The organism is Mesorhizobium waimense (assembly GCF_003601975.1).
In the GTDB taxonomy this organism is placed as follows: Bacteria; Pseudomonadota; Alphaproteobacteria; order Rhizobiales; family Rhizobiaceae; genus Mesorhizobium; species Mesorhizobium waimense.
In genome coordinates this window covers 38,773-58,324 of record NZ_QZWZ01000018.1, presented here as the reverse complement: position 1 = coordinate 58,324, position 19,552 = coordinate 38,773, and the positions used below count along the sequence as shown (strand labels likewise).

Sequence of the window (19,552 nt, the reverse complement as noted above, 5' to 3'; positions counted from 1 at the left end):
CACCGAGGAATGGGCGAGGCGAGGGTTGCCGTCAAGTATCGGCGGAAGGATGCCAGACAGGCGGATAGCCTTGCCGCAGCACCGAAATGGTGGTCGCCGGCGTGACGACGCCAAGCGCTCGGCTGGCAATGCTGTCGAAGTCCTTCGCATCGCCATAGCCCGCGAACGACCAGCGAAGCGCCTTGCCGCCGCGCAGGGCATAGGCAGAGGCGCCATCCGCGACCATCGTCGCGTCCGGAAGGCTGGTAAGGTCGTCCGCTTCGATGCGCGGCAGCCGCCCACCGGCGGCCAGTCGCTCCTTGTGCAGCCGCCTGTCGACCATCGGCACGCGCGGCTCGTCAATGCCGAACGCCTCGCCGAAGCGCCGGACGAAATCGCTTGCCCGTTCGCGCTGGCAAAAGAAGCAGGGCCGATGCCCGGCGGCGAGCGCCGTCACCTCGTCGAGAAAGAACAATTCGGTCCATCCTGGCTTGCCGCCCGCCCGGTTGCGGCCCATCGGCTCGCGCCGCGCATTGCGGAATTGGCAAACGCAGATGATCCAGGCTTGCAAGGCCCAGCGTTTCTTGAGCAGCGTCTTCGTCTCCGGGTCATGGATGATGCCGCGATTGCCGGTGAACAGCCCGCGTTCGGGCACGGCATGGATGGCGCCGAACGGATCGACCCGGTTCTGCAGTGGCATAGCTTTCTCCCCGAATGCGCATCTTGGCTGCAATGCTGGCGCCATGATATCGCTCGCTGCATCGTTTTCATGTCAGCAGGTTTTCGATGCGGGTCCTGGTCGTCCAGAATTTCGACAATGAGGGACTTGGCCAGATTGGTGCGGCCCTTGTCGAGGCGGGCGCCGATATCGACCTGCGCCGGCCATATCAGGGCGACGCCTTACCGGACGATGCGGCCGAGCACGACGCGATGGTGGTGCTTGGCGGCGCCCAGAACGCGCTGGATGACGAGAATTGCCCGTATTTCCCCGGCCTGCTCGACCTGACGCGCGACTTTGCCGACAACGACCGCTCGGTGCTCGGTATCTGCCTCGGCAGCCAATTGCTGGCGCGCGCCTTTGGCGGCGAGAACCAGATCGGCGGCGCCACCGAATTCGGCTGGCACAGGGTGTCGCTGACGCCTGAGGCAAAGACAGATCCGGTGCTTGCGGCACTTCCGGAAAAATTCCCGATCTTCGAATGGCACGACGACACCTTCGTCTTGCCGGACAATGCCGTGCGGCTGGCCGGCAGCGCCATTGCCGAGAACCAGGCGTTCCGCATCGGCCGTGCCGTCTACGGCTTCCAGTTCCATTTCGAGGCGGACCGCCCGATGGTACGTGACTGGAGCACGTCCTTCGCGTCGCTCATTGCCGAGCGGCATCCCGACTGGCACGACCGGCTCGACGGCGAAATGGCCCGCAACGGGCCGGATGCCGACGCCGCCGGCCTTGCCATCGCCCGCGCCTGGGTAGCGACGATCTGAGCACCCAACGCCCGGCCCAGCCGCCGCGCGGCGTGACATATTTGGCACGCAGCGCCGGATCCACCTGGGGAAAACCCCTTTCATCCTTGGTCTGTGGCCGGTCGCCAGCCTAGAAGGCGCGCTCTGCATCTTCCATGCAACCGCGATGAACCTTTTGTGTGACCCGCGCGACACATGGCCGATACAGAATCGGCCTAGAAGCGCGAAATCGTCGAAACTTTGAGACGAATTTTTCGTTTCAACGCATTGGTAACCGCCTCGTGCACAGATGCAGCGAGCTCAACAAGAGATGACGTCCGTGAAAGCAGCACTTCTGTCCTTTGTCATGCTGTCTGCCATCGTGCTGTGCGGTCTCGGCATCTATTCGGCCGATGCGGCCAGCAACCATCAGGCCGTCGACGGCTACGGCGTCACCGCCGCCCTCCGCTAGGCCTGATCCTTCCCGACAAACGGAAAGTAGATCCCTTTGTTCGGGACCATGGCTAAAACCCTGCGCCAGTCACCGTCAGGATACGCTTGTCCGCGCCGTCAATGGCGAGCGCGGTGAGCTTGCCTGAATGCCAGGCGAGTGTGTCGACGTTGACGCGGTTGGCCATCACTTCGGCTTCCGGCACCGGCGTGTGGCCATGCACCACGATCTTCTCGTAAAGGCCGGGATGGTCGTGGAAGGCGTCGCGGATCCAGATCAGGTCCTGCCGGCTCTGCTGCTCGAGCGGAATGCCCGGCCTGATGCCGGCATGACAGAAGAAGAAATCGCCGAACGTCACTGAAAACGCCAGCGAGCGCAGGAAGTCGACATGGCTCTGCGGCACGGCCTCGACCAGTGCCGAATGTCCCCGTCGCACCGTCTCCGCCTTGCCGAACCAACTGGCGTCGGCGTTCAGCGACACACCATAGGACAGCGCCGTCTGGACGCCGCCAAAGCGCATGAACAGCCCATCCACATCCGGGGTGTCGAGAAAATCGAGGAAGCCGATGTCGTGATTGCCAGCCAGCATCAGGTGGCGCGGATCGCGTTTGCGGGCCTCGATCAGGAAATCGATGACGCCCCTGGAATCCGGTCCGCGGTCGGCATAGTCGCCGAGATGGATGACACGCCAGTCGGCGGTCGGCTTATGTTCGATCTCGCTTTCGATCCTGCGATGCATGGCGCTGAGCAGGTCGAGCCGGCCATGCACGTCGCCGATCGCGTAAAGCCGCATGTCCTGCGGTCCGCGCGCGTCGAGAAAGTGGATGCCGGGCTGGGTCAATGCTTGTTCGTCTCCGCGACGGAACCGTCACCACGGGAGACGCTAGGCCCAATCGGTGAACAAGCCCCTAGCGCCGGAGCTGATCCTTGCCCATGTCGGTGACCAGACGCTTGCCGCACAGCGCCAGCGTTATATCCATCTCCTTGCGGATGATTTCCAGCGCCATGGTGACCCCTTCCTTACCCATCGCGCCGAGGCCGTAGAGGAAGGGGCGGCCGATATAGGTGCCCTTGGCGCCGAGGCACAGCGCCTTCAGCACGTCCTGGCCCGAGCGGATGCCGCCATCCATATGCACCTCGATTTGGTCGCCGACCGCGTCGGCGATCTCCTCCAGCACACCGATCGACGACGACGCGCCGTCGAGCTGGCGTCCGCCGTGGTTGGAAACAACGATCGCGTCGGCGCCGGTCTTGGCCGCCATCAGCGCATCCTCCTTGTCGAGTATGCCTTTCAGGATCAGCTTGCCGCCCCAGCGTTCCTTGATCCAGGCAACGTCCTTCCACGACAGTTGCGGGTCGAACTGCTCCGTCGTCCAGGATCCTAGCGAGGCGACGTCGCCGACGCCCTTGGCATGGCCGACGATGTTGCGAAAGGTCCGGCGCTTCGTGCCGGCCATGCCCATCCACCAGCGCGGGCGCATCGCGATGTCGGCAATGTTGGCCAACGTCATCTTGGGCGGTGCCGAAAGCCCGTTGCGGACATCCTTGTGGCGCTGGCCGAGGATCTGCAGGTCGAGCGTCAGCACCAGCGCCGAGCATTTCGCCGCCTTCGCCCGGTCGATCAGGCTCAGCACGAAATCCTTGTCGCGCAGCACATAGAGCTGGAACCAGAACGGCTTCTTCGTCACCGAGGCAACATCCTCGATCGAGCAGATGCTCATCGTCGACAGCGTGAACGGCACGCCGAACTCCTCCGCCGCCTGCGCCGCCAGCATCTCGCCATCGGCATGTTGCATGCCGGTCAGGCCGGTTGGTGCCAGTGCCACCGGCATCGCCACCTTCTCGCCGATCATGGTCGATTCCAGCGAGCGATTGCTCATGTCGACCAGCACGCGCTGGCGGAACTTGATCTTCTGGAAATCCTCTTCATTGGCCCGGTAGGTGCTCTCCGTCCAGGCGCCGGAATCGGCATAGTCGAAAAACATCTTCGGCACGCGGCGGCGCGCGAGATCCTTGAGATCGGCGATGGTGAGAATGCTGCTCATGGTCTCCCTGCTGCTTCGCTAGGTCGTTGTCTTGGCGCCGTCGCCGGCTTCCGAGCGTTGTCTCAGTCTCAGCCGCGATACGCGCTGCCAATCGCCGCTGCGCTCGGCCTCGAGCATCGATCGCTCGACATAGGAGATGTGATCCATCGCCGCTTGCCTTGCAGCAGCCGGATCGCCGGCCTTGATCGCGGCGTAGATCGCCCGATGCTGCGCAAGCAGCGCCTCGCGCGCCCCGGGCACGGTGAACACCAAGAGCCGGTTCTGAAACACGCCTTCCGACAAAAGCCGGTAGCAGGAGCGCAGCGTGTGCAGCAGGATCATGTTATGAGCGCATTCGCAGACCGCATGATGGAACTCGATGTCGATTTCCGCCTCGTCGTCGAAGTCGCCGGTGCGGTGTGCCTCGTCCATGCGCGCCATGATGCGATCGAGCAGCGCAAGGTCGTCTGACGTGGCGCGCCGTGCCGCGTATTCGGCAGCGATGGCCTCGATCTCGCGGCGATATTCCAGATAGTCGGTCACCGCCTTGCGATGCATCGAGATCAGGTCGGTCACCGGTTTGGTGAACAGCTGGCCGATGACGTCGGCGACATGGGTGCCGCCGCCTGGCCGGGTGGTCAAGAGTCCGCGCCCCTCCAGGGATTTCAGCGCGTCGCGCAGGATCGGCCGCGACACCTCGAACTGGCGCGCCAGCTCGCGCTCGCCGGGCAGCCTATCCCCGGTGCGCAGCACGCCTTCGAGGATCAGGCTCTCGATCTGCTGCACCACCTCGTCGGCGGTGCGCGAATGCTCGATCCTGGAGAAAATGTCGCTCAAAGGGCCGCCTGGGAAATCTTGCCGGTGCCGCGCAGATTAAAGCCAGTGTCGCCAACTGGTCAAATTATTTATCCAATTCGCCCGATCTGGTCGGTTCCGCCGCCGCGCCCGCATATCGGCTGTTGCTAAACTTTGCTGTTTACGTGCTTGGCCGATTGCCGCAAGAGGACGCCATTGCACGAAGGGTCGAAAACAGGGGGACCAGCCGTGTCGGACGAGACGTCCAATCTCGAATTCCAGCCGCGCGCCCAAGGCAGCGTCATGGGCTTTCCGGCGCATGAGGGACGGCCGGGCGCGCTCGGCGAGGTCCATGCCCGGCCGCATCCGCTGATGGAGAAGCCGCGCGTGCTGGTACAGCTTGCCTTCATGACCGAGGGCGGTTCGGGCGTCGACATGGCCGTGCTCTCCGAATTGTCACGGCGCCTCGGCATCGCCGCGCCCGATCGTCACGCCCGCCACCATGCCATGAAATGGGGCAAGGGCACGCTGCGCTGGGAACGGCATACGGAATTCTCGACCTATCTCTGGGAAGGGCCGCTTGCCGAAAGCGGCAGGGCGCAGGAGGACTCTCCCTTTGGCAACGGGTTTTCGCCGCCGGGAACGGTCATTTCCGGCATCCGCCTGGAAATCCGCAAATGGACGCAGGCGAGCGAGAGGCTGATCGCCAGCTTCGACCCGACAAGCCTGTGCTATTCGCTGGTCGAGCGCGGCAACGCCGCCGTCATCACTGATTTCCGCCAGGACGGCGACGGCCTGACCCGCATATTGGTGCTCGATCGCGGCCTGACGCCGGCGCGAACCGGCGCGCTGTCGCAGCGGCTGATCGACGTCGAGACCTACCGCACGCTGGCCATGCTCGGCCTGCCGCTGGCCTTGACGCTGTCCGGCCGCGCCCGCCGCATCGAGGATCGACTGGCGCAGACCACGCTGGAGATGAAGGTCGCCGAGACCCGTGACAGCCAGACGCTGCTCGCCGATCTGACCGAGCTTGCCGCGGAGCTCGAGGCCGATGCCGCCTCCAGCCTCTACCGCTTCGGCGCAAGCCGCGCCTATGACGGCATCGTCGTCGAGCGGCTGGAGGCGCTGGAGGAAGAGGCCGTGCCCGGCTACGACACCTGGGGCGGCTTCCTGCAGCGGCGCGTCGCGCCCGCCATGCGCACCTGCCGTTCGGTCGAGGAACGCCAGGCCAATCTGTCGCGCAAGCTCACCCGTGCCACCACCTTGCTGCGCACCTGGGTCGATGTCGAGGTCGAGAAGCAGAACCGCGACCTGCTGGCCTCGATGAACAACCGCGCTCGCCTGCAGCTGCGCCTGCAGCAGACGGTGGAAGGTCTCTCGGTCGCCGCCGTCTCGTATTATGTCGTCGGCCTTATCTCCTATCTTGCCAAGGGCGCCTCGATCTTCGGCCATGCCTTCGCGCCCGAGGTCGTCACCGCCGCCTCGGTGCCGGTTGCCGTGCTGCTTGTCTGGTGGGGCGTGCGCCGCGTGCAGCGCATGCACTCCGAGCCGGCGAAACATCCGGGCGAATAGGCCGGTCGACCCTCCTCCAGACGTGACCGGTGCGCAGCGGCAGATTGCCGCTGCGGAAGGCCGTTCCGTGGCCCGCTTTCGATTTTGACCGAAGCAGGGTTTGCAACAGCTGCCTCCAGCTGGTAAAAGATTTTTACCAGTCAAGCGATGGAGGCTGCTGATGTCCGGCCTGGCCATGCCGAAGCCAGACGATGCCACGATGCGCCGGCGCGACGAGATCGTCGCCGACATGCGCATCATCGTGCCGGGCGAGGGCGTCGTCGACGCCGAGAACTCCATGCGCGCCTTCGAGAGCGACGGCCTCACCGCCTACCGGCAACTGCCATTGGTCGTCGTGCTGCCGGAGACGGTGGCGCAGGTGTCGCGCGTGCTGAAATACTGCAACGACCGCAACATCCGCGTCGTGCCGCGCGGCTCCGGCACCTCGCTGTCCGGCGGCGCGCTGCCGCTCGAAGACGCCGTGCTGCTGGTCATGAGCCGCTTCAACCGCATCCTCGAGATCGATTTTCCGAACCGCGCCGTCGTTGCCCAGCCGGGCGTCACCAATCTCGGCATCACCACCGCCGTCGAGCAGGAGGGCTTTTACTACGCCCCCGATCCATCCTCCCAGATCGCCTGCTCGATCGGCGGCAACGTCGCGGAGAACTCCGGCGGCGTGCATTGCCTGAAATACGGCCTCACCGCCAACAATGTGCTCGGCATCGAGATGGTGCTGATGAATGGCGAAGTGGTGCGGCTCGGCGGCAGGCATCTGGATAGCGAAGGCTACGACCTGCTCGGCGTCATGACCGGCTCTGAGGGATTGCTCGGTGTCGTCACCGAGGTCACCGTGCGCATCCTGAAGACGCCGGAGACGGCGCGCGCGCTGCTCATCGGTTTTCCAACCAGCGAGCAGGGCGGCCAATGCGTCGCCGACATCATCGGCGCCGGCATCATTCCGGGCGGCATGGAGATGATGGACCGTCCGGCGATCCACGCGGCGGAGGATTTCGTCCATGCCGGCTATCCGCTCGATGTCGAGGCGCTGCTGATCGTCGAGCTCGACGGGCCTGGCGTCGAGGTCGACCATCTGATCGGTCTGGTCGAAGCGATCGCCTACAAGAACGGCTCGACCACCTGCCGCATCTCGCAGTCGGAGCAGGAGCGGCTGAGTTTCTGGGCCGGCCGCAAGGCGGCGTTTCCCGCGGTCGGCCGCATCTCGCCGGACTATTATTGCATGGATGGCACCATCCCGCGCAAGGAACTGCCGCGCGTGCTCGCCGGCATGCGCGAACTCTCCGAAAAATACGGCCTCGGCGTCGCCAATGTCTTCCATGCGGGCGACGGCAATCTGCACCCGCTGATCCTCTACGACGCCAATGTGCCGGGCGAACTCGACAAGGCCGAGAGCTTCGGCGCCGACATCTTGCGCCTCTGCGTCAAGGTTGGCGGCGTGCTCACCGGCGAGCACGGCGTCGGCGTCGAGAAGCGCGACCTGATGCCGGAAATGTTCAACCAGGTCGACCTCGACCAGCAGATGCGCGTCAAATGCGCCTTCGACCCCAACCATCTGCTCAACCCGGGAAAGGTGTTTCCGCAGCTGCGCCGCTGCGCCGAGTTGGGGCGCATGCATGTGCATCGCGGGCAGGTGGCGTTTCCCGACATTCCGAGGTTTTGAGGCTGATGACGGGTCAAGGCGACGCATCTTTCTTTGGGGTGGCTACGCGGCCATGACCACCTTCACCCCCTCCACACCATCCCAAACGCTCTCCACCGTCCAATGGGCAGTTGCGGAAGAAGCGCCGCTGGAAATTCTCGGTCACGGCTCCAAGCGCGGCATCGGCCGGCCGCAGCAGAGCGAACACACGCTCGACCTGTCGAAGCTGACCGGCGTCACGCTCTACGAACCGGCCGAATTGGTGCTGTCGGCCAGAGCTGGCACGCCTCTGGCCGAGATCGAAGCCCTGCTCGCCGAAAGCGGCCAGCAACTGGCCTTCGAGCCGATGGACTACGGCCCGCTGCTCGGCGGCACGCCGGGAAAAGGCACCATCGGCGGCGTGCTTGCCGCCAACCTTTCCGGCCCGCGCCGGCTGAAGGCGGGAGCCGCGCGCGACCATATCCTCGGCATCAGCGCGGTTGCCGGCCGTGGTGAGGCCTTCAAGTCCGGCGGCCGCGTGGTCAAGAATGTCACCGGCTACGACCTCTCCAAGCTGATGGCCAACAGCTGGGGCACGCTGGCGGTGCTGACCGACGTCACCTTCAAGGTGCTGCCCGCGGCCGAGACCGAAATCACGCTCGCCATCCGCGGCCTGCTGGACGATGCCGCGACCGCCGCCATGGCGTTGGCGCTCGGCTCCAGTGCCGAAGTGTCGAGTGCTGCCCATCTGCCCGAACGCGTCGCCGCGCGGGTCGCCACCGGCCAGCTCGGCAGCGATGCCGCGACGCTGCTGCGCGTCGAGGGATTTGGTCCGTCGGTCGCCTACCGCGTCGCTGCGCTGAAGCAGTTGCTCGGCAAGGCCGGTCCGCTGCAGGAGATCGCGGGCGAGTCCTCCAAAGCCATCTGGCGCGATGTCCGCGATTGCGTGCCTTTCGCCGACGGCACGGAAAAGCCGGTCTGGCGCGTCTCGATGGCGCCGTCGCAGGCGCACCAGATGGTGCTGACGCTGCGCATGCAGGCCGGCGTCAGCGCCTTTTACGACTGGCAGGGCGGGCTAATCTGGCTGCGCATGGAGGCGGGGGATCCCGAGGCGAACCTGCTGCGCGGCCTGATCCGCAAACATGGTGGCGGCCACGCGACGCTGGTGCGCGCCGCGCCCGCACACCGCGCCGCCGTGCCGGTGTTCGAGCCTCAGCCACCGCACCTCGCAGCATTGTCGGCGCGGCTCAAGGCCGAGTTCGACCCGAAGCACATTCTCAACCCTGGTCGGATGGCGCCAGGCTCAGGCTCTGCTACTCTCAACCCGACAACGGAGGGAGCAGCATCATGAGCAATCCAGGCCAAAACACACCGCGCCAGACCGACCGCTGGCTGGAGCCGGGCGCAACCAACGCCCTGGTCATCTACATCCTCTATCTCGCCGGCCTCGTCATCGGCATCACCGGCCTTGTCGGCATCGTGCTGGCCTACATCAATCGCGGCAAGGCCGGCGGCTTTGTCGAGAGCCACTATACATTCCTGATCCGCACCTTCTGGATCGGCCTGCTTTACGCGCTGATCTCGGTGGTGCTGATCTTCGTGATGATCGGCTTCCTGCTGATGTTCGTGGTCGCCGTCTGGTTTATCGCCCGCTGCATCCTGGGCATCCAGGCACTGCAGCGCGGCGAACCGATCAAGAACCCGGAAAGCTGGCTCCTCGGACAATAGGACTTTGGCGTGCAGACCAATTTTTCGCTTGCCCAGCTTGCCGATCCCGATGTCGCGGAATCGGAGAAGATCCTGCGCAAATGTGTGCATTGCGGCTTCTGCACGGCCACCTGCCCGACCTATGTGACGCTGGGCAACGAACTGGATTCGCCGCGCGGGCGGATCTACCTGATCAAGGACATGCTGGAAAACGGCCGCCCGGCCGACAAGCAGATCGTCACCCATATCGACCGCTGTCTATCCTGCCTGGCCTGCATGACCACCTGCCCGTCGGGCGTCAATTACATGCATCTGGTCGACCATGCCCGCGCCCATATCCAGGAGACCTACAGGCGCCCGCTGCTCGACCGCCTGACGCGCGCAATGCTGGCCTTCGTGCTGCCCCATCCCGCACGCTTTCGCACGGCATTGAAGCTGGCAAGACTCGGCAAGCCCTTTGTCGGCCTCTTCGAAAGGATCCCGGCACTGAAACCGCTGGGCGCCATGCTCAAGCTCGCTCCGGCCTCGATCCCCACGGCGTCGCCGATGGCTTGCCCGGGCGTCCATGCCGGGCAGGGGAAGAAAAAGGGCCGCATCGCTATCCTCACCGGTTGCGCGCAATCGGTGCTCGATCCCGCCATCAACGAGACGACGATTTCGCTTTTGACGCGGCTCGGCGTCGAGGTGGTGGTGCCGGAGGGCGAGGGCTGCTGCGGCGCGCTGGTGCATCACATGGGCCGCGAGCAGGCAGCCCTTGCCTCGGCGAGACAAAATGTCGACGCCTGGACGCGCGCCATCGACCAGGGCGGGCTCGACGCCATCATCATCACCGCGTCGGGCTGCGGCACCACCATCAAGGACTACGGCTTCATGCTGCGCCTCGACCCGGCCTATGCGGAGAAGGCGGCACGCGTCTCGGCGCTGGCCAAGGACATCACCGAGTACCTTGCCGGTCTCGACCTGCCCGAACCGGTGCGCAAGCCCGGCACGGTCGTCGCCTATCACTCCGCCTGCTCGATGCAGCACGGCCAGAAGATCACCCGCCAGCCGAAAGAGCTTCTCGCCAAGGCCGGCTTTGTCGTGCGCGAGCCTCGCGAGGGGCATCTGTGCTGCGGCTCGGCCGGCACCTACAACATCCTGCAATCCGAGATTTCGGCAAAATTGCGCGACCGCAAGGTGAAGAACATCGAGGCGACGGGTGCGCAAATCGTCGCCACCGGCAACATCGGCTGCATCACCCAGATCGCGTCCGCCGCGAAGCTGCCGGTCGTGCACACGATCAAACTGCTCGACTGGGCCTATGGCGGGCCGAAGCCGGAAGGCGTTGCTGAAGAAAGGCTGATCGTCGCCGAGTGACGGCGGATCCGGGCTGTTTCGGTCGCGGGTCTATTCCGCCGCGAGCTTGTCCGCCACCCCATAGGTCGCGTTGTAGAGCGCCCGCTGGCGGTTGAGCGCCACCATGGTGTTGCGCAGCAGGATCGCCACGGTGATCGGGCCGACGCCGCCCGGCACCGGCGTGATCCAGGATGCGACCTCCTTGACGCTGTCGGCATCGACGTCGCCGACGATGCGGCTCTGCCCGTCGGGTCCGATTTCCGAATTGATGCCGATGTCGATGACGGCAGCACCGGGCTTGACCATGTCGGCCTTGATCAGCCTTGCCTTGCCGACGGCGACGAACAGCGCATCGGCGCGCCGCGCATGCGCCGCCACCGAACGCGTCATGTGATGGCACACCGTCACCGTCGCGCCTTCGCTCATCAACAGGAAGGCGATCGGCTTGCCGACGATCTCGGAGTGACCGACGATGACCACTTCGAGCCCCTTCAGCTCGAGGCCGGTTTCCTTGAGCAGCTCGACCGAAGCGGCCGCCGTGCAGGGCGCCAGATCGAGCTGGTTGTAGACGATGTTGCCGATCGAGGCCGGATGCATGCCCTCGACGTCCTTCAGCGGATGCACCGCGCCCTGCAGCGTCTTGATCGGGATATGCGCCGGCACCGGCCGCTGGATGATGATGCCGGTCACTCGCGGATCGGCATTCAAGCCATGGATTGCCGCTTCCAGTTCACCGGCGGTGATGTCGGCGGCAAAGCGCCGTTCCTCGAAGCCGATGCCGGCCAGCTCCGCCTTGGCGCGCTGGTTGCGCACATAGACGTCCACCGCCGCCGTGTCGCCGACGGTGATCGACACCAGCTTGGGAGGGAAACCTTCGGCTCTCGCGATCGCCGCATCCTCACGCACCGCAGCGATGATGCGCTGGGCAACTGGGCCGCCCTTGAGGTAGCGGCTGTCGTCGGGCAAGGCCATGGATTGAACCTTCGATCAGGAGTGTTGGCGCCCAGATAGCAAAAGAACGTGGCAAAGGGCATGCGACCTATCGTCGAAGCCTTTCTGAAGCGCCTGTTCGTTCCGCAAAACGAAAAGGGCAGCGCGGTTTCCCGTGCTGCCCTCTCGTGACTGACCGTATCCCCACACGGCCCGTCCCCCGTATTCCTCGGTCTAGCAAGCTGCTCGCCTTCTAGATCAGATGATTCGCAACCGCAACTATATCACCACCACGGTCGTTCCGACATTGACCCGTTCATAGAGATCGACAACGTCCTCGTTGCGCATGCGGATGCAGCCCGACGACACCGCGCCGCCGATCGTCCATGGCTGGTTGGTGCCGTGGATGCGGTATTCCGTCGTGCCGAGATAGAGCGCCCGCGCGCCGAGCGGGTTCTCTTCTCCACCGGCGAGATAGGTCGGCAGATAGCGGCCCTTGGCGGCTTCGCGCTTGATCATCACCGCCGGCGGACGCCAGTCCGGCCAGACCCGCTTGTTGGTGATCTTGTGCGTGCCCGACCATTCGAAGCCGGGCTTGCCAGTGCCGACGCCATAGCGCCGCGCCTTGCCGTTCTTCTCGACCAGATAGAGGAAATTCTGCGTCGTATCGATGACGATCGTGCCCGGCTTTTGCGGCCCGTCATAGGCGATTTCCTGCGGCAGATAGATCGGATTGATCTGCGGCCGCTTCACCAAGCGCCTGGCCGGCGCCTGCACGGCTGCTGTCCGCACCTGGTCAGGTTGTGCCGGCTGTGCGTAGCGCATGCGCGGCTGCTGCGCGACTTGCCGGTTCTGCCGCACGATGCCTGGCGCGCGGCCAAGCTGCAGCACCCAGGGCGCCGAAAGGTCGGGGCTCACCATCACCGGCGGCCGGTCGGCATAGCGGTCATCCGCATTAGAGGACGTGGCGCCGGCGCCAAGAAGGGCCGCGGCGCCGAGCACGGAACGCAAAAAGATCTTCATCGGAACGCACCTTGATCGTCTGACACACGGGGGAAAGTGCCCCCGGTTGCGCGATCCTTGGCGCCAAGCGGCAACCGAAACATGAATCGGAATGCGTAAAATGCCGGTTTGTCAGTAAACCTTTTGGTGTGGTTACCGGCCAGTTCAGGAATCTGGTAAAGCCGCGGTAAAAGCAGCGCAAAGACGCATTAACGAATGGAATTTCGCCATGGAAAACGAAAGCACAGGCCTGCTCGCCGGCCCCGATGGCATCTCACGCTGCTTCTGGCACGGCAATTTGCCAGACTATCTGCACTATCATGATCACGAATGGGGCCGCCCGGTGGCCGACGACCGCAGGCTGTTCGAAAAAATCTGTCTCGAAGGGTTTCAGTCGGGCCTGTCCTGGTTGACGATCCTGCGCAAGCGCGACAATTTCCGCGAGGCCTTCGCCAATTTCGAGTTCGACAAGGTCGCCGCCTTCACCGACAAGGATGTCGAGCGCCTGGTCGGCAATGCCGGCATCATCCGCCATCGCGGCAAAATCGTCTCGACCATCAACAACGCCAAGCGTGCCCGCGAAATGGCCGACGAATTCGGCTCGCTGGCGGCATGGTTCTGGAAATTCGAGCCGGGCCCGGACGAACGGCCCGAAATCGTCGACCTCGCCCATCTGCGCGCCAACCCGACGACGGCGGTTTCGGTCAGGATTTCAAAGGAGTTGAAAAAGCGCGGCTGGAGCTTCGTCGGCCCAACCACCGTCTACGCCTTCATGCAGGCGATGGGTCTGGTCAACGACCATCTCGAAGGCTGCGTCTGCCGCAAGGCGGTAGAGGCGGAGCGCAAGAAGTTCAAGCGGCCGAAGTGAGCAGCAATCAGGTTCCGCTGGCGCCGGTCAGGAACAGGCCGGCGACGATCGCGGCCAGCGCGGCGAAGGCCGGATAGATCACCAGCAGGCCGGTCATCAGCGCATCGCGCACAGTGGAGCCTTGGCGCTCATCCGTCGCAACCTCGAACGGGCCCGCCTGGCTCGCTTTCACAGACGCATGGCCCTCGGCCGGCCGCAGCCGCGCCGGCAACCGGAGAACGTCGCCGCCCTCAATATCGAATTTTTCTGCCGTGGTCATGGTCCGAACCCCTTGTTTCGGCGTGCTTATCGGCTCTGATTGTGTCGGCACAATGCCGCCCCCATGGCGGAATTGTTTCCTTTTGGCGCAGTTTGTTTCAGCAAAGGCGCAAACCCTTGCCGCTCCCGGCTGCATCGGTTAGGACACGCGCGCCGCGGAAATCGGTTCTTTGACCGATCGACAGAGCGTCACGAAACACCGAGTACCCATCTCATGGCCGACAAATCGGAAAAGACGAAAGCGCGGCTGCCGCGCGGCTTTGCCGACCGCAGCGCCGACGATATCCGCGCCGTCGAGAAGATGATGGCGACGATCCGCTCGGTCTATGAGCTTTACGGTTTTGAGCCTGTCGACCAGCCGCTGATCGAATACACCGATGCGCTCGGCAAATTCCTGCCCGACCAGGATCGCCCCAACGAAGGCGTCTTCTCCTTCCAGGACGACGACGACCAGTGGCTGTCGCTGCGCTACGATCTGACCGCGCCGACGGCCCGCTTCGTCGCCGAGAATTTTGAGAAGCTACCGAAACCCTATCGCAGCTACCGCTCCGGCTGGGTGTTCCGCAACGAGAAGCCCGGCCCCGGCCGCTTCCGCCAGTTCATGCAGTTCGACGCTGACACCATCGGCACGCCGGGCGTCGCGGCCGACGCCGAGATGGCGATGATGATGGCCGACGTGATGGAGGCGCTCGGCATCAAGCGTGGCGACTACGTCATCCGGGTGAACAACCGCAAGGTTCTGGACGGCGTGCTGGAGGCCATTGGCCTTGGCGGCGACGAGAATTCCGGGCGCCGGCTGACCGTGCTGCGCGCGATCGACAAGCTGGACAAGCTCGGGCCTGAAGGCGTGAAACTTTTGCTTGGGCCGGGGCGCTGGGATGGGGGCAAGGAAGGCGAAGGCGACTTCGCCAAGGGCGCCGGGCTGAATGACGTGCAAGCCGAGGCCGTTCTTCTTGCAACAGCGAAGAATGAACAGGCTCGCCAGGATTCCAACGTCGGTGCGAACGCGATCTACCAAGAAGGCGTCAGCGAGCTCTCGACGATTGAAGCCTTGGTCAGGGCAGCGGGATACGGCGAAGATCGCATTGCCATGGACCGCTCCGTCGTCCGCGGCCTCGAATATTACACCGGCCCGGTCTTCGAGGCCGAGCTGCTGGCCGAGATCCCCAATGAGGACGGCCAGATCGTGCGCTTCGGTTCGGTCGGTGGCGGCGGCCGTTATGACGGACTGGTTTCGCGCTTCCGTGGCGAGCCGGTGCCGGCGACCGGTTTTTCCATCGGCGTCTCCCGGCTGATGACGGCGCTGAAGAACCTCGGCAAGCTCGACATGTCGGATGTGATCGCGCCGGTCGTCGTGCTGGTGATGGACAGGGACATCGAAAGCCTCGGCCGTTATCAGAAGATGGTCTCTGAACTGCGCGCCGCCGGCATCCGCTCGGAAATGTATCTCGGCGGCGCCGGCATGAAGGCGCAGCTCAAATATGCCGATCGGCGCGGCAGCCCGGTCGCCATCATCCAGGGCGGCGACGAGCGCGCCAAGGGCGAGTTGCAGATCAAGGACCTGATCGAAGGTGCCAGGATGTCGGCGGAAATTTCCGACAACGCCGAATGGCGCGCGGCGCGGCCGGCGCAGGTGACGGTTGCGGAAGGCGAACTGGTCGGTGAGGTCCGGAAGATCCTGGCGGCGCAGGCCGAGGAGCGGGCTCGTGGCAAGTAGGGCGCCGGCCTGTCCTTCTCCCCTTGTGGGAGAAGGTGGCCGAGCGAAGCTCGGTCGGATGAGGGGTGTTCCAGGGAATGCCAGCGTCTCACTCCGTCACGCACCCCTCATCCGTCTCGGCGCTGCGCGCCAATCCACCTTCTCCCACAAGGGGAGAAGGGAAGGTGGTGCCTTGTGACCTCCCGCTATCCCGCCATCGCCGCCGACATCGCCAGCCTCTTCGCCGCGCGCAACACCCATGCGGTCGAAGTGGCCGTGCTGCAGCCGGCCGATCCGTTCCTCGACATGGCTGGCGAGGATCTGCGCCGCCGCATCTTTCTCACCGAAAGCGAGACCGGCAAGACACTCTGCCTACGCCCAGAATTCACCATTCCCGTCTGCCTCGACCACATCGCCAGCCAGGCCGGCACGCCGCGTCGCTATTCCTATCTCGGCGAGGTGTTTCGCCAGCGCCGCGAGGGCGGCAACGAGTTCTTCCAGGCCGGCATCGAGGATCTCGGCGACCGCGACACACCGCAAGCCGACGCCCGCTCATTGGCCGATGCGCATGCACTGCTGTCGCTGGCCCTGCCCGGCAAGACGCTGAACGTCACGCTCGGCGACCAGACCATTTTCGAGGCGGTGCTCGCCGCCCTCGGCCTGCCGCGCGGCTGGCGCATGCGCCTTGCCCGCGCCTTCGGTTCGGCACCGATGCTGGAGGCGGCGCTTGCCGATCTCGCCAATCCGCCGCGCAACGGTCAGCTGTCCGGCCCGGTCGCTGCTCTTGTCCTCGACGGCGATCTGCAGGGCTTGTCGGCCCACATTGCCGGCGGCATGGAGGAAACCGGCCTGTCGGCGTCGGCCGGGCGCTCGCCTTCCGACATTGCGCGGCGGCTGATCGAAAAGGCCGAATTGCGCAGCGTGCGGCTCTCCAACGAGGCGTTCTCGGCGCTCAAGACATTTCTGGCGATAGACGTGCCGCTCGACAGTGCGGCCCAGGCGCTCGAGGCGTTCGCGGCGAGCGCCGGCCTGTCGCTGGGCGCGGCACTGGACAATTTCGCCGCCCGCGCCAAGGCGATCGAAGCGCATGGCCTGCCAACCGCGACAATTCACTATGACGCCGCCTTCGGCCGTCCGCTCGATTATTACACCGGCCTGGTCTTCGAGATCGCGGTGGAAAATGGCGAGCGGCCACTGGCCGGCGGTGGCCGCTACGATCGCCTGCTGACGCTGCTCGGCGCTAAGATGCCGATCCCCGGTGTCGGCTTCTCCGTCTGGCTCGATCGCATCGAGGCACTGCGGGAGACGGCCAAATGATCACGCTGGCGCTGCCGTCGAAAGGCCGGCTCAAGGAGCAGGCGCTGGAAGTCCTGACAAAGGCCGGACTTGCCGTCAGCCTGCCCAGCGACGAGCGCAAATACCGCGCCCGCATCGAGGGCATGGACAGCGTCGAGGTCGCGTTCCTGTCGGCCTCGGAAATTGCCGGCGAGATCGGCCAGGGGTCGGTCGACCTCGGCATCACCGGCGAGGATTTGCTGCGCGAAAATCTTGCCGACTGGGAGGCGTGCGCCGAAATCGTCGCCCGCCTCGGCTTCGGCAATGCCGACGTCGTGGTGGCGGTGCCCGACATCTGGCTCGACGTCGACACCATGGCGGATCTCGACGACGTCGCCGCCGACTTCCGCCAGCGCCATGGCAGGCGGCTGCGCATCGCCACCAAATACTGGCGGCTGACGCAGCAATTCTTTTCGCAAAAGCACGGCATCCAGGTCTATCGCATCGTCGAAAGCCTCGGCGCCACCGAAGGCGCGCCGGCGGCCGGCTCGGCCGATGTCATCGTCGACATCACCACCACCGGCTCGACGTTGCGCGCCAACCATCTCAAGGTGCTGACCGATGGCGTTGTTCTGCGGTCTCAGGCTTGCCTTGTCGCATCGCGGAAGCAGCGTGCTGCGGCCGACGAAGCCATGTTGCGCGATATCGCTGCGAAGATGAAAGCGGTAGTCGGTTAGCGGCGGCGCGATCCCCGCTTCCATACCATCGACGGGATTTCCACTACCCCGCCGGGCTGATAGGCTCGGCCGGTCTGCGGAGGAGACGGCGATGGCGATCAAACTCGACGAGCTGAACAACGCCACCAATCTGCGCGGCCCAGGCAAGGGTGGCACCTTCGTTGCGCCGATCGACGGCAGAGCGCATGTGTCGGGCGAGCGCTCCATGCCGCTGCTCAACAAGACGATCCCGTCGTTGTTTTCCGATACTGTCAGCAAATACGGCACGCTCGATGCCGCGGTCTTCGTCGATCAGGACAAGCGCTTCACCTGGAGCGAGCTGTCGGACACGGTGGATGCTCTCGCCGCCGGCTTCCTGGCGCTCGGCCTCGAAAAGGGCGAGCGCGTCGGCATCTGGTCGCCCAACCGCTGGGAATGGCTGGCGACGCAGTTTGCCACCGCGCGCATCGGCCTGATCCTTGTCAACATCAACCCGGCCTACCGGCTGACCGAGCTGGAATATGCCCTCAACAAGGTTGGCTGCCGAGCTCTGGTCACCGCCGTCAAATTCAAGACCTCCGACTATCTCGGCATGATCGAGACGCTGGCGCCGGAGATCGCAACCGCTGTCCTTGGCAAGCTCAAGGCGAAAAAACTGCCGGCGCTGAAGATCGTCATCCGCATGGGCGAGGACAACTCGCCCGGCATGTACAATTTCGGCGACGTGCTGGCGATGGCCGGACGCGACGAGCATGACAGCCTCGACCGCATCTCCGAGGGGCTGAAGCCGGGCGAGGCCATCAACATCCAGTTCACCTCAGGCACGACGGGAGCGCCGAAGGGCGCGACGCTGACCCACAACAACATCGTCAACAACGGCAATTTCGTCACATCGGCGATCAAGCTCACCGTCGACGACCGGCTCTGCATCCCGGTGCCGCTCTATCATTGCTTCGGCATGTCGATGGGCACGATAGGCTGCGTCACCAAGGGCGCCACCATGGTGTTTCCGGGCGAGGGCTTCGATGCCTTCGCCACGCTCAAGGCCGTGGCGCAGGAGCGCTGCACCGGCCTCTATGGCGTGCCGACCATGTTCGTCGGCCTGCTCGATCATCCGGATTTCGGCTCGTTCGACCTCACCAGCCTGCGCACCGGCATCATGGCCGGCTCGCCATGCCCGATCGAGGTGATGAAGAAGGTGGTGTCGCTGATGCATATGTCGGAGGTGACCATCGCCTACGGCATGACCGAGACCAGCCCGGTCTCTTTCCAGAGCGGCGTCGACGATCCGCTGGAAAAACGGGTATCGACGGTCGGCCGCATCCATCCCCATGTCGAGGTCAAGGCCATCGACGCCGAGGGCGCCACCGTCGCGGTCGGCGCGCCGGGCGAGCTTTGCACGCGCGGCTATTCGGTGATGAAGGGCTATTGGGACGACGAGGAGAAGACCCGCGAGGCGATCGACGCCGATGGCTGGATGCACACAGGCGACCTCGCCACCATCGACGCCGAGGGCTATTGCAACATCGTCGGCCGGGTCAAGGACATGGTCATCCGCGGCGGCGAGAACGTCTATCCGCGCGAGGTCGAGGAGTTCCTCTATCGCCATCCCAAGGTGAAGGAAGTCCAGGTGTTCGGAATTCCCGATGACAAATATGGCGAAGAACTGTGCGCCTGGATCGTGCTCAGGCCCGGCCAGGTCGCCACCGAGCAGGAGATCAAGACCTTCTGCACCGGCCAGATCGCCCACTACAAGATTCCGCGCTACATCCGCTTCCGCACCGAATTGCCGATGACGGTGACCGGCAAGCCGCAGAAGTTTTTGATGCGCGAGGCGATGGTCCAAGAGCTGGGATTGGTGACGCAGAAGACGGCTTGAGCAGGCG

At 64.7% G+C, this 19,552-nt stretch carries 19 protein-coding genes; 12 read left to right on the top strand and 7 right to left on the bottom strand.

All coding sequences use genetic code 11. The annotated features are described in order from the left end of the window. Positions 1-31 precede the first annotated feature (31 nt). Positions 32-679 carry a hypothetical protein gene (locus D3227_RS22315; protein WP_120016456.1) on the bottom strand — a complete coding sequence of 216 codons (648 nt, stop codon included), beginning with the start codon at positions 677-679 and terminating at the stop codon, positions 32-34. Between the two features lie 86 nt (positions 680-765). Here D3227_RS22315 and D3227_RS22310 point away from each other — a divergent pair, with 86 nt between their 5' ends. Both D3227_RS22310 and D3227_RS43810 read left to right on the top strand, forming a co-directional pair. Beyond that, on the top strand, positions 766-1,464 hold the full coding sequence (locus tag D3227_RS22310) for a type 1 glutamine amidotransferase (RefSeq protein ID WP_120016455.1): 699 nt from the start codon (positions 766-768) through the stop codon (positions 1,462-1,464). Between the two features lie 298 nt (positions 1,465-1,762). After that, the gene (locus D3227_RS43810; RefSeq protein WP_281034938.1) at positions 1,763-1,894 is read left to right on the top strand and encodes a hypothetical protein; all 132 of its coding nucleotides are present in this window, start codon (positions 1,763-1,765) and stop codon (positions 1,892-1,894) included. 52 nt (positions 1,895-1,946) lie between these two features. On the opposite strand, the gene D3227_RS22300 is transcribed toward D3227_RS43810, so the two are convergent. From D3227_RS22300 to D3227_RS22290, 3 genes are all read right to left on the bottom strand, one after another. Further along, complete coding sequence (locus tag D3227_RS22300) at positions 1,947-2,714, bottom strand: metallophosphoesterase (protein WP_120016453.1); 768 nt, start codon at positions 2,712-2,714, stop codon at positions 1,947-1,949. Positions 2,715-2,781: 67 nt separating this feature from the next. Further along, a complete protein-coding gene (locus D3227_RS22295) occupies positions 2,782-3,918 on the bottom strand; it encodes an alpha-hydroxy acid oxidase (protein ID WP_120016452.1) in 1,137 nt (378 codons plus the stop codon). An 18-nt stretch (positions 3,919-3,936) separates the two neighbouring features. After that, complete coding sequence (locus tag D3227_RS22290) at positions 3,937-4,734, bottom strand: FadR/GntR family transcriptional regulator (protein ID WP_120016451.1); 798 nt, start codon at positions 4,732-4,734, stop codon at positions 3,937-3,939. Between the two features lie 207 nt (positions 4,735-4,941). Between D3227_RS22290 and D3227_RS22285 the strand changes: the two genes are divergently transcribed. From D3227_RS22285 to glcF, 5 genes are all read left to right on the top strand, one after another. After that, the gene (locus tag D3227_RS22285) at positions 4,942-6,264 is read left to right on the top strand and encodes a DUF3422 family protein (RefSeq protein ID WP_120016450.1); all 1,323 of its coding nucleotides are present in this window, start codon (positions 4,942-4,944) and stop codon (positions 6,262-6,264) included. 160 nt (positions 6,265-6,424) lie between these two features. Then, positions 6,425-7,921, top strand: a complete 1,497-nt coding sequence (locus D3227_RS22280; protein WP_120016449.1) for an FAD-linked oxidase C-terminal domain-containing protein — start codon at positions 6,425-6,427, stop codon at positions 7,919-7,921. Between the two features lie 52 nt (positions 7,922-7,973). Then, positions 7,974-9,230 (top strand): glycolate oxidase subunit GlcE, encoded by a 1,257-nt coding sequence (glcE, locus tag D3227_RS22275; RefSeq protein ID WP_120016448.1) that lies wholly within the window; start codon positions 7,974-7,976, stop codon positions 9,228-9,230. Then, positions 9,227-9,607, top strand: a complete 381-nt coding sequence (locus D3227_RS22270; protein WP_120016447.1) for a DUF4870 family protein — start codon at positions 9,227-9,229, stop codon at positions 9,605-9,607. The genes glcE and D3227_RS22270 overlap by 4 nt, the downstream gene beginning before the upstream one ends. A 9-nt stretch (positions 9,608-9,616) precedes the next feature. Continuing rightward, positions 9,617-10,942: a glycolate oxidase subunit GlcF gene (gene glcF / locus D3227_RS22265; protein ID WP_120016446.1), complete on the top strand. Its 1,326-nt coding sequence runs from the start codon at positions 9,617-9,619 to the stop codon at positions 10,940-10,942. A gap of 30 nt (positions 10,943-10,972) precedes the next feature. Here the strand turns inward: glcF and D3227_RS22260 are convergent, their stop codons facing one another. Together D3227_RS22260 and D3227_RS22255 are read right to left on the bottom strand one after the other, a co-directional pair. Beyond that, positions 10,973-11,893 (bottom strand): bifunctional 5,10-methylenetetrahydrofolate dehydrogenase/5,10-methenyltetrahydrofolate cyclohydrolase, encoded by a 921-nt coding sequence (locus tag D3227_RS22260; protein ID WP_120016445.1) that lies wholly within the window; start codon positions 11,891-11,893, stop codon positions 10,973-10,975. Positions 11,894-12,130: 237 nt separating this feature from the next. Beyond that, positions 12,131-12,874: a L,D-transpeptidase gene (locus D3227_RS22255; RefSeq protein ID WP_120016444.1), complete on the bottom strand. Its 744-nt coding sequence runs from the start codon at positions 12,872-12,874 to the stop codon at positions 12,131-12,133. 208 nt (positions 12,875-13,082) lie between these two features. Here D3227_RS22255 and D3227_RS22250 point away from each other — a divergent pair, with 208 nt between their 5' ends. Continuing rightward, positions 13,083-13,721, top strand: a complete 639-nt coding sequence (locus D3227_RS22250) for a DNA-3-methyladenine glycosylase I (protein ID WP_120016443.1) — start codon at positions 13,083-13,085, stop codon at positions 13,719-13,721. 7 nt (positions 13,722-13,728) lie between these two features. Here the strand turns inward: D3227_RS22250 and D3227_RS22245 are convergent, their stop codons facing one another. Further along, the gene (locus tag D3227_RS22245; protein WP_120016442.1) at positions 13,729-13,980 is read right to left on the bottom strand and encodes a hypothetical protein; all 252 of its coding nucleotides are present in this window, start codon (positions 13,978-13,980) and stop codon (positions 13,729-13,731) included. 213 nt (positions 13,981-14,193) lie between these two features. Between D3227_RS22245 and hisS the strand changes: the two genes are divergently transcribed. The 4 genes from hisS (at position 14,194) to D3227_RS22225 (ending at position 19,545) form a co-directional block, all read left to right on the top strand. Continuing rightward, positions 14,194-15,696, top strand: a complete 1,503-nt coding sequence (gene hisS / locus D3227_RS22240) for a histidine--tRNA ligase (protein WP_120016441.1) — start codon at positions 14,194-14,196, stop codon at positions 15,694-15,696. Between the two features lie 174 nt (positions 15,697-15,870). After that, complete coding sequence (locus D3227_RS22235; protein ID WP_120016440.1) at positions 15,871-16,992, top strand: ATP phosphoribosyltransferase regulatory subunit; 1,122 nt, start codon at positions 15,871-15,873, stop codon at positions 16,990-16,992. Continuing rightward, on the top strand, positions 16,989-17,687 hold the full coding sequence (hisG, locus tag D3227_RS22230; protein WP_120016439.1) for an ATP phosphoribosyltransferase: 699 nt from the start codon (positions 16,989-16,991) through the stop codon (positions 17,685-17,687). The genes D3227_RS22235 and hisG overlap by 4 nt, the downstream gene beginning before the upstream one ends. A gap of 91 nt (positions 17,688-17,778) precedes the next feature. Then, entirely contained in the window at positions 17,779-19,545 is a 1,767-nt protein-coding gene (locus D3227_RS22225) for an AMP-binding protein (RefSeq protein WP_120016438.1), read from the top strand. Positions 19,546-19,552 lie beyond the last annotated feature (7 nt).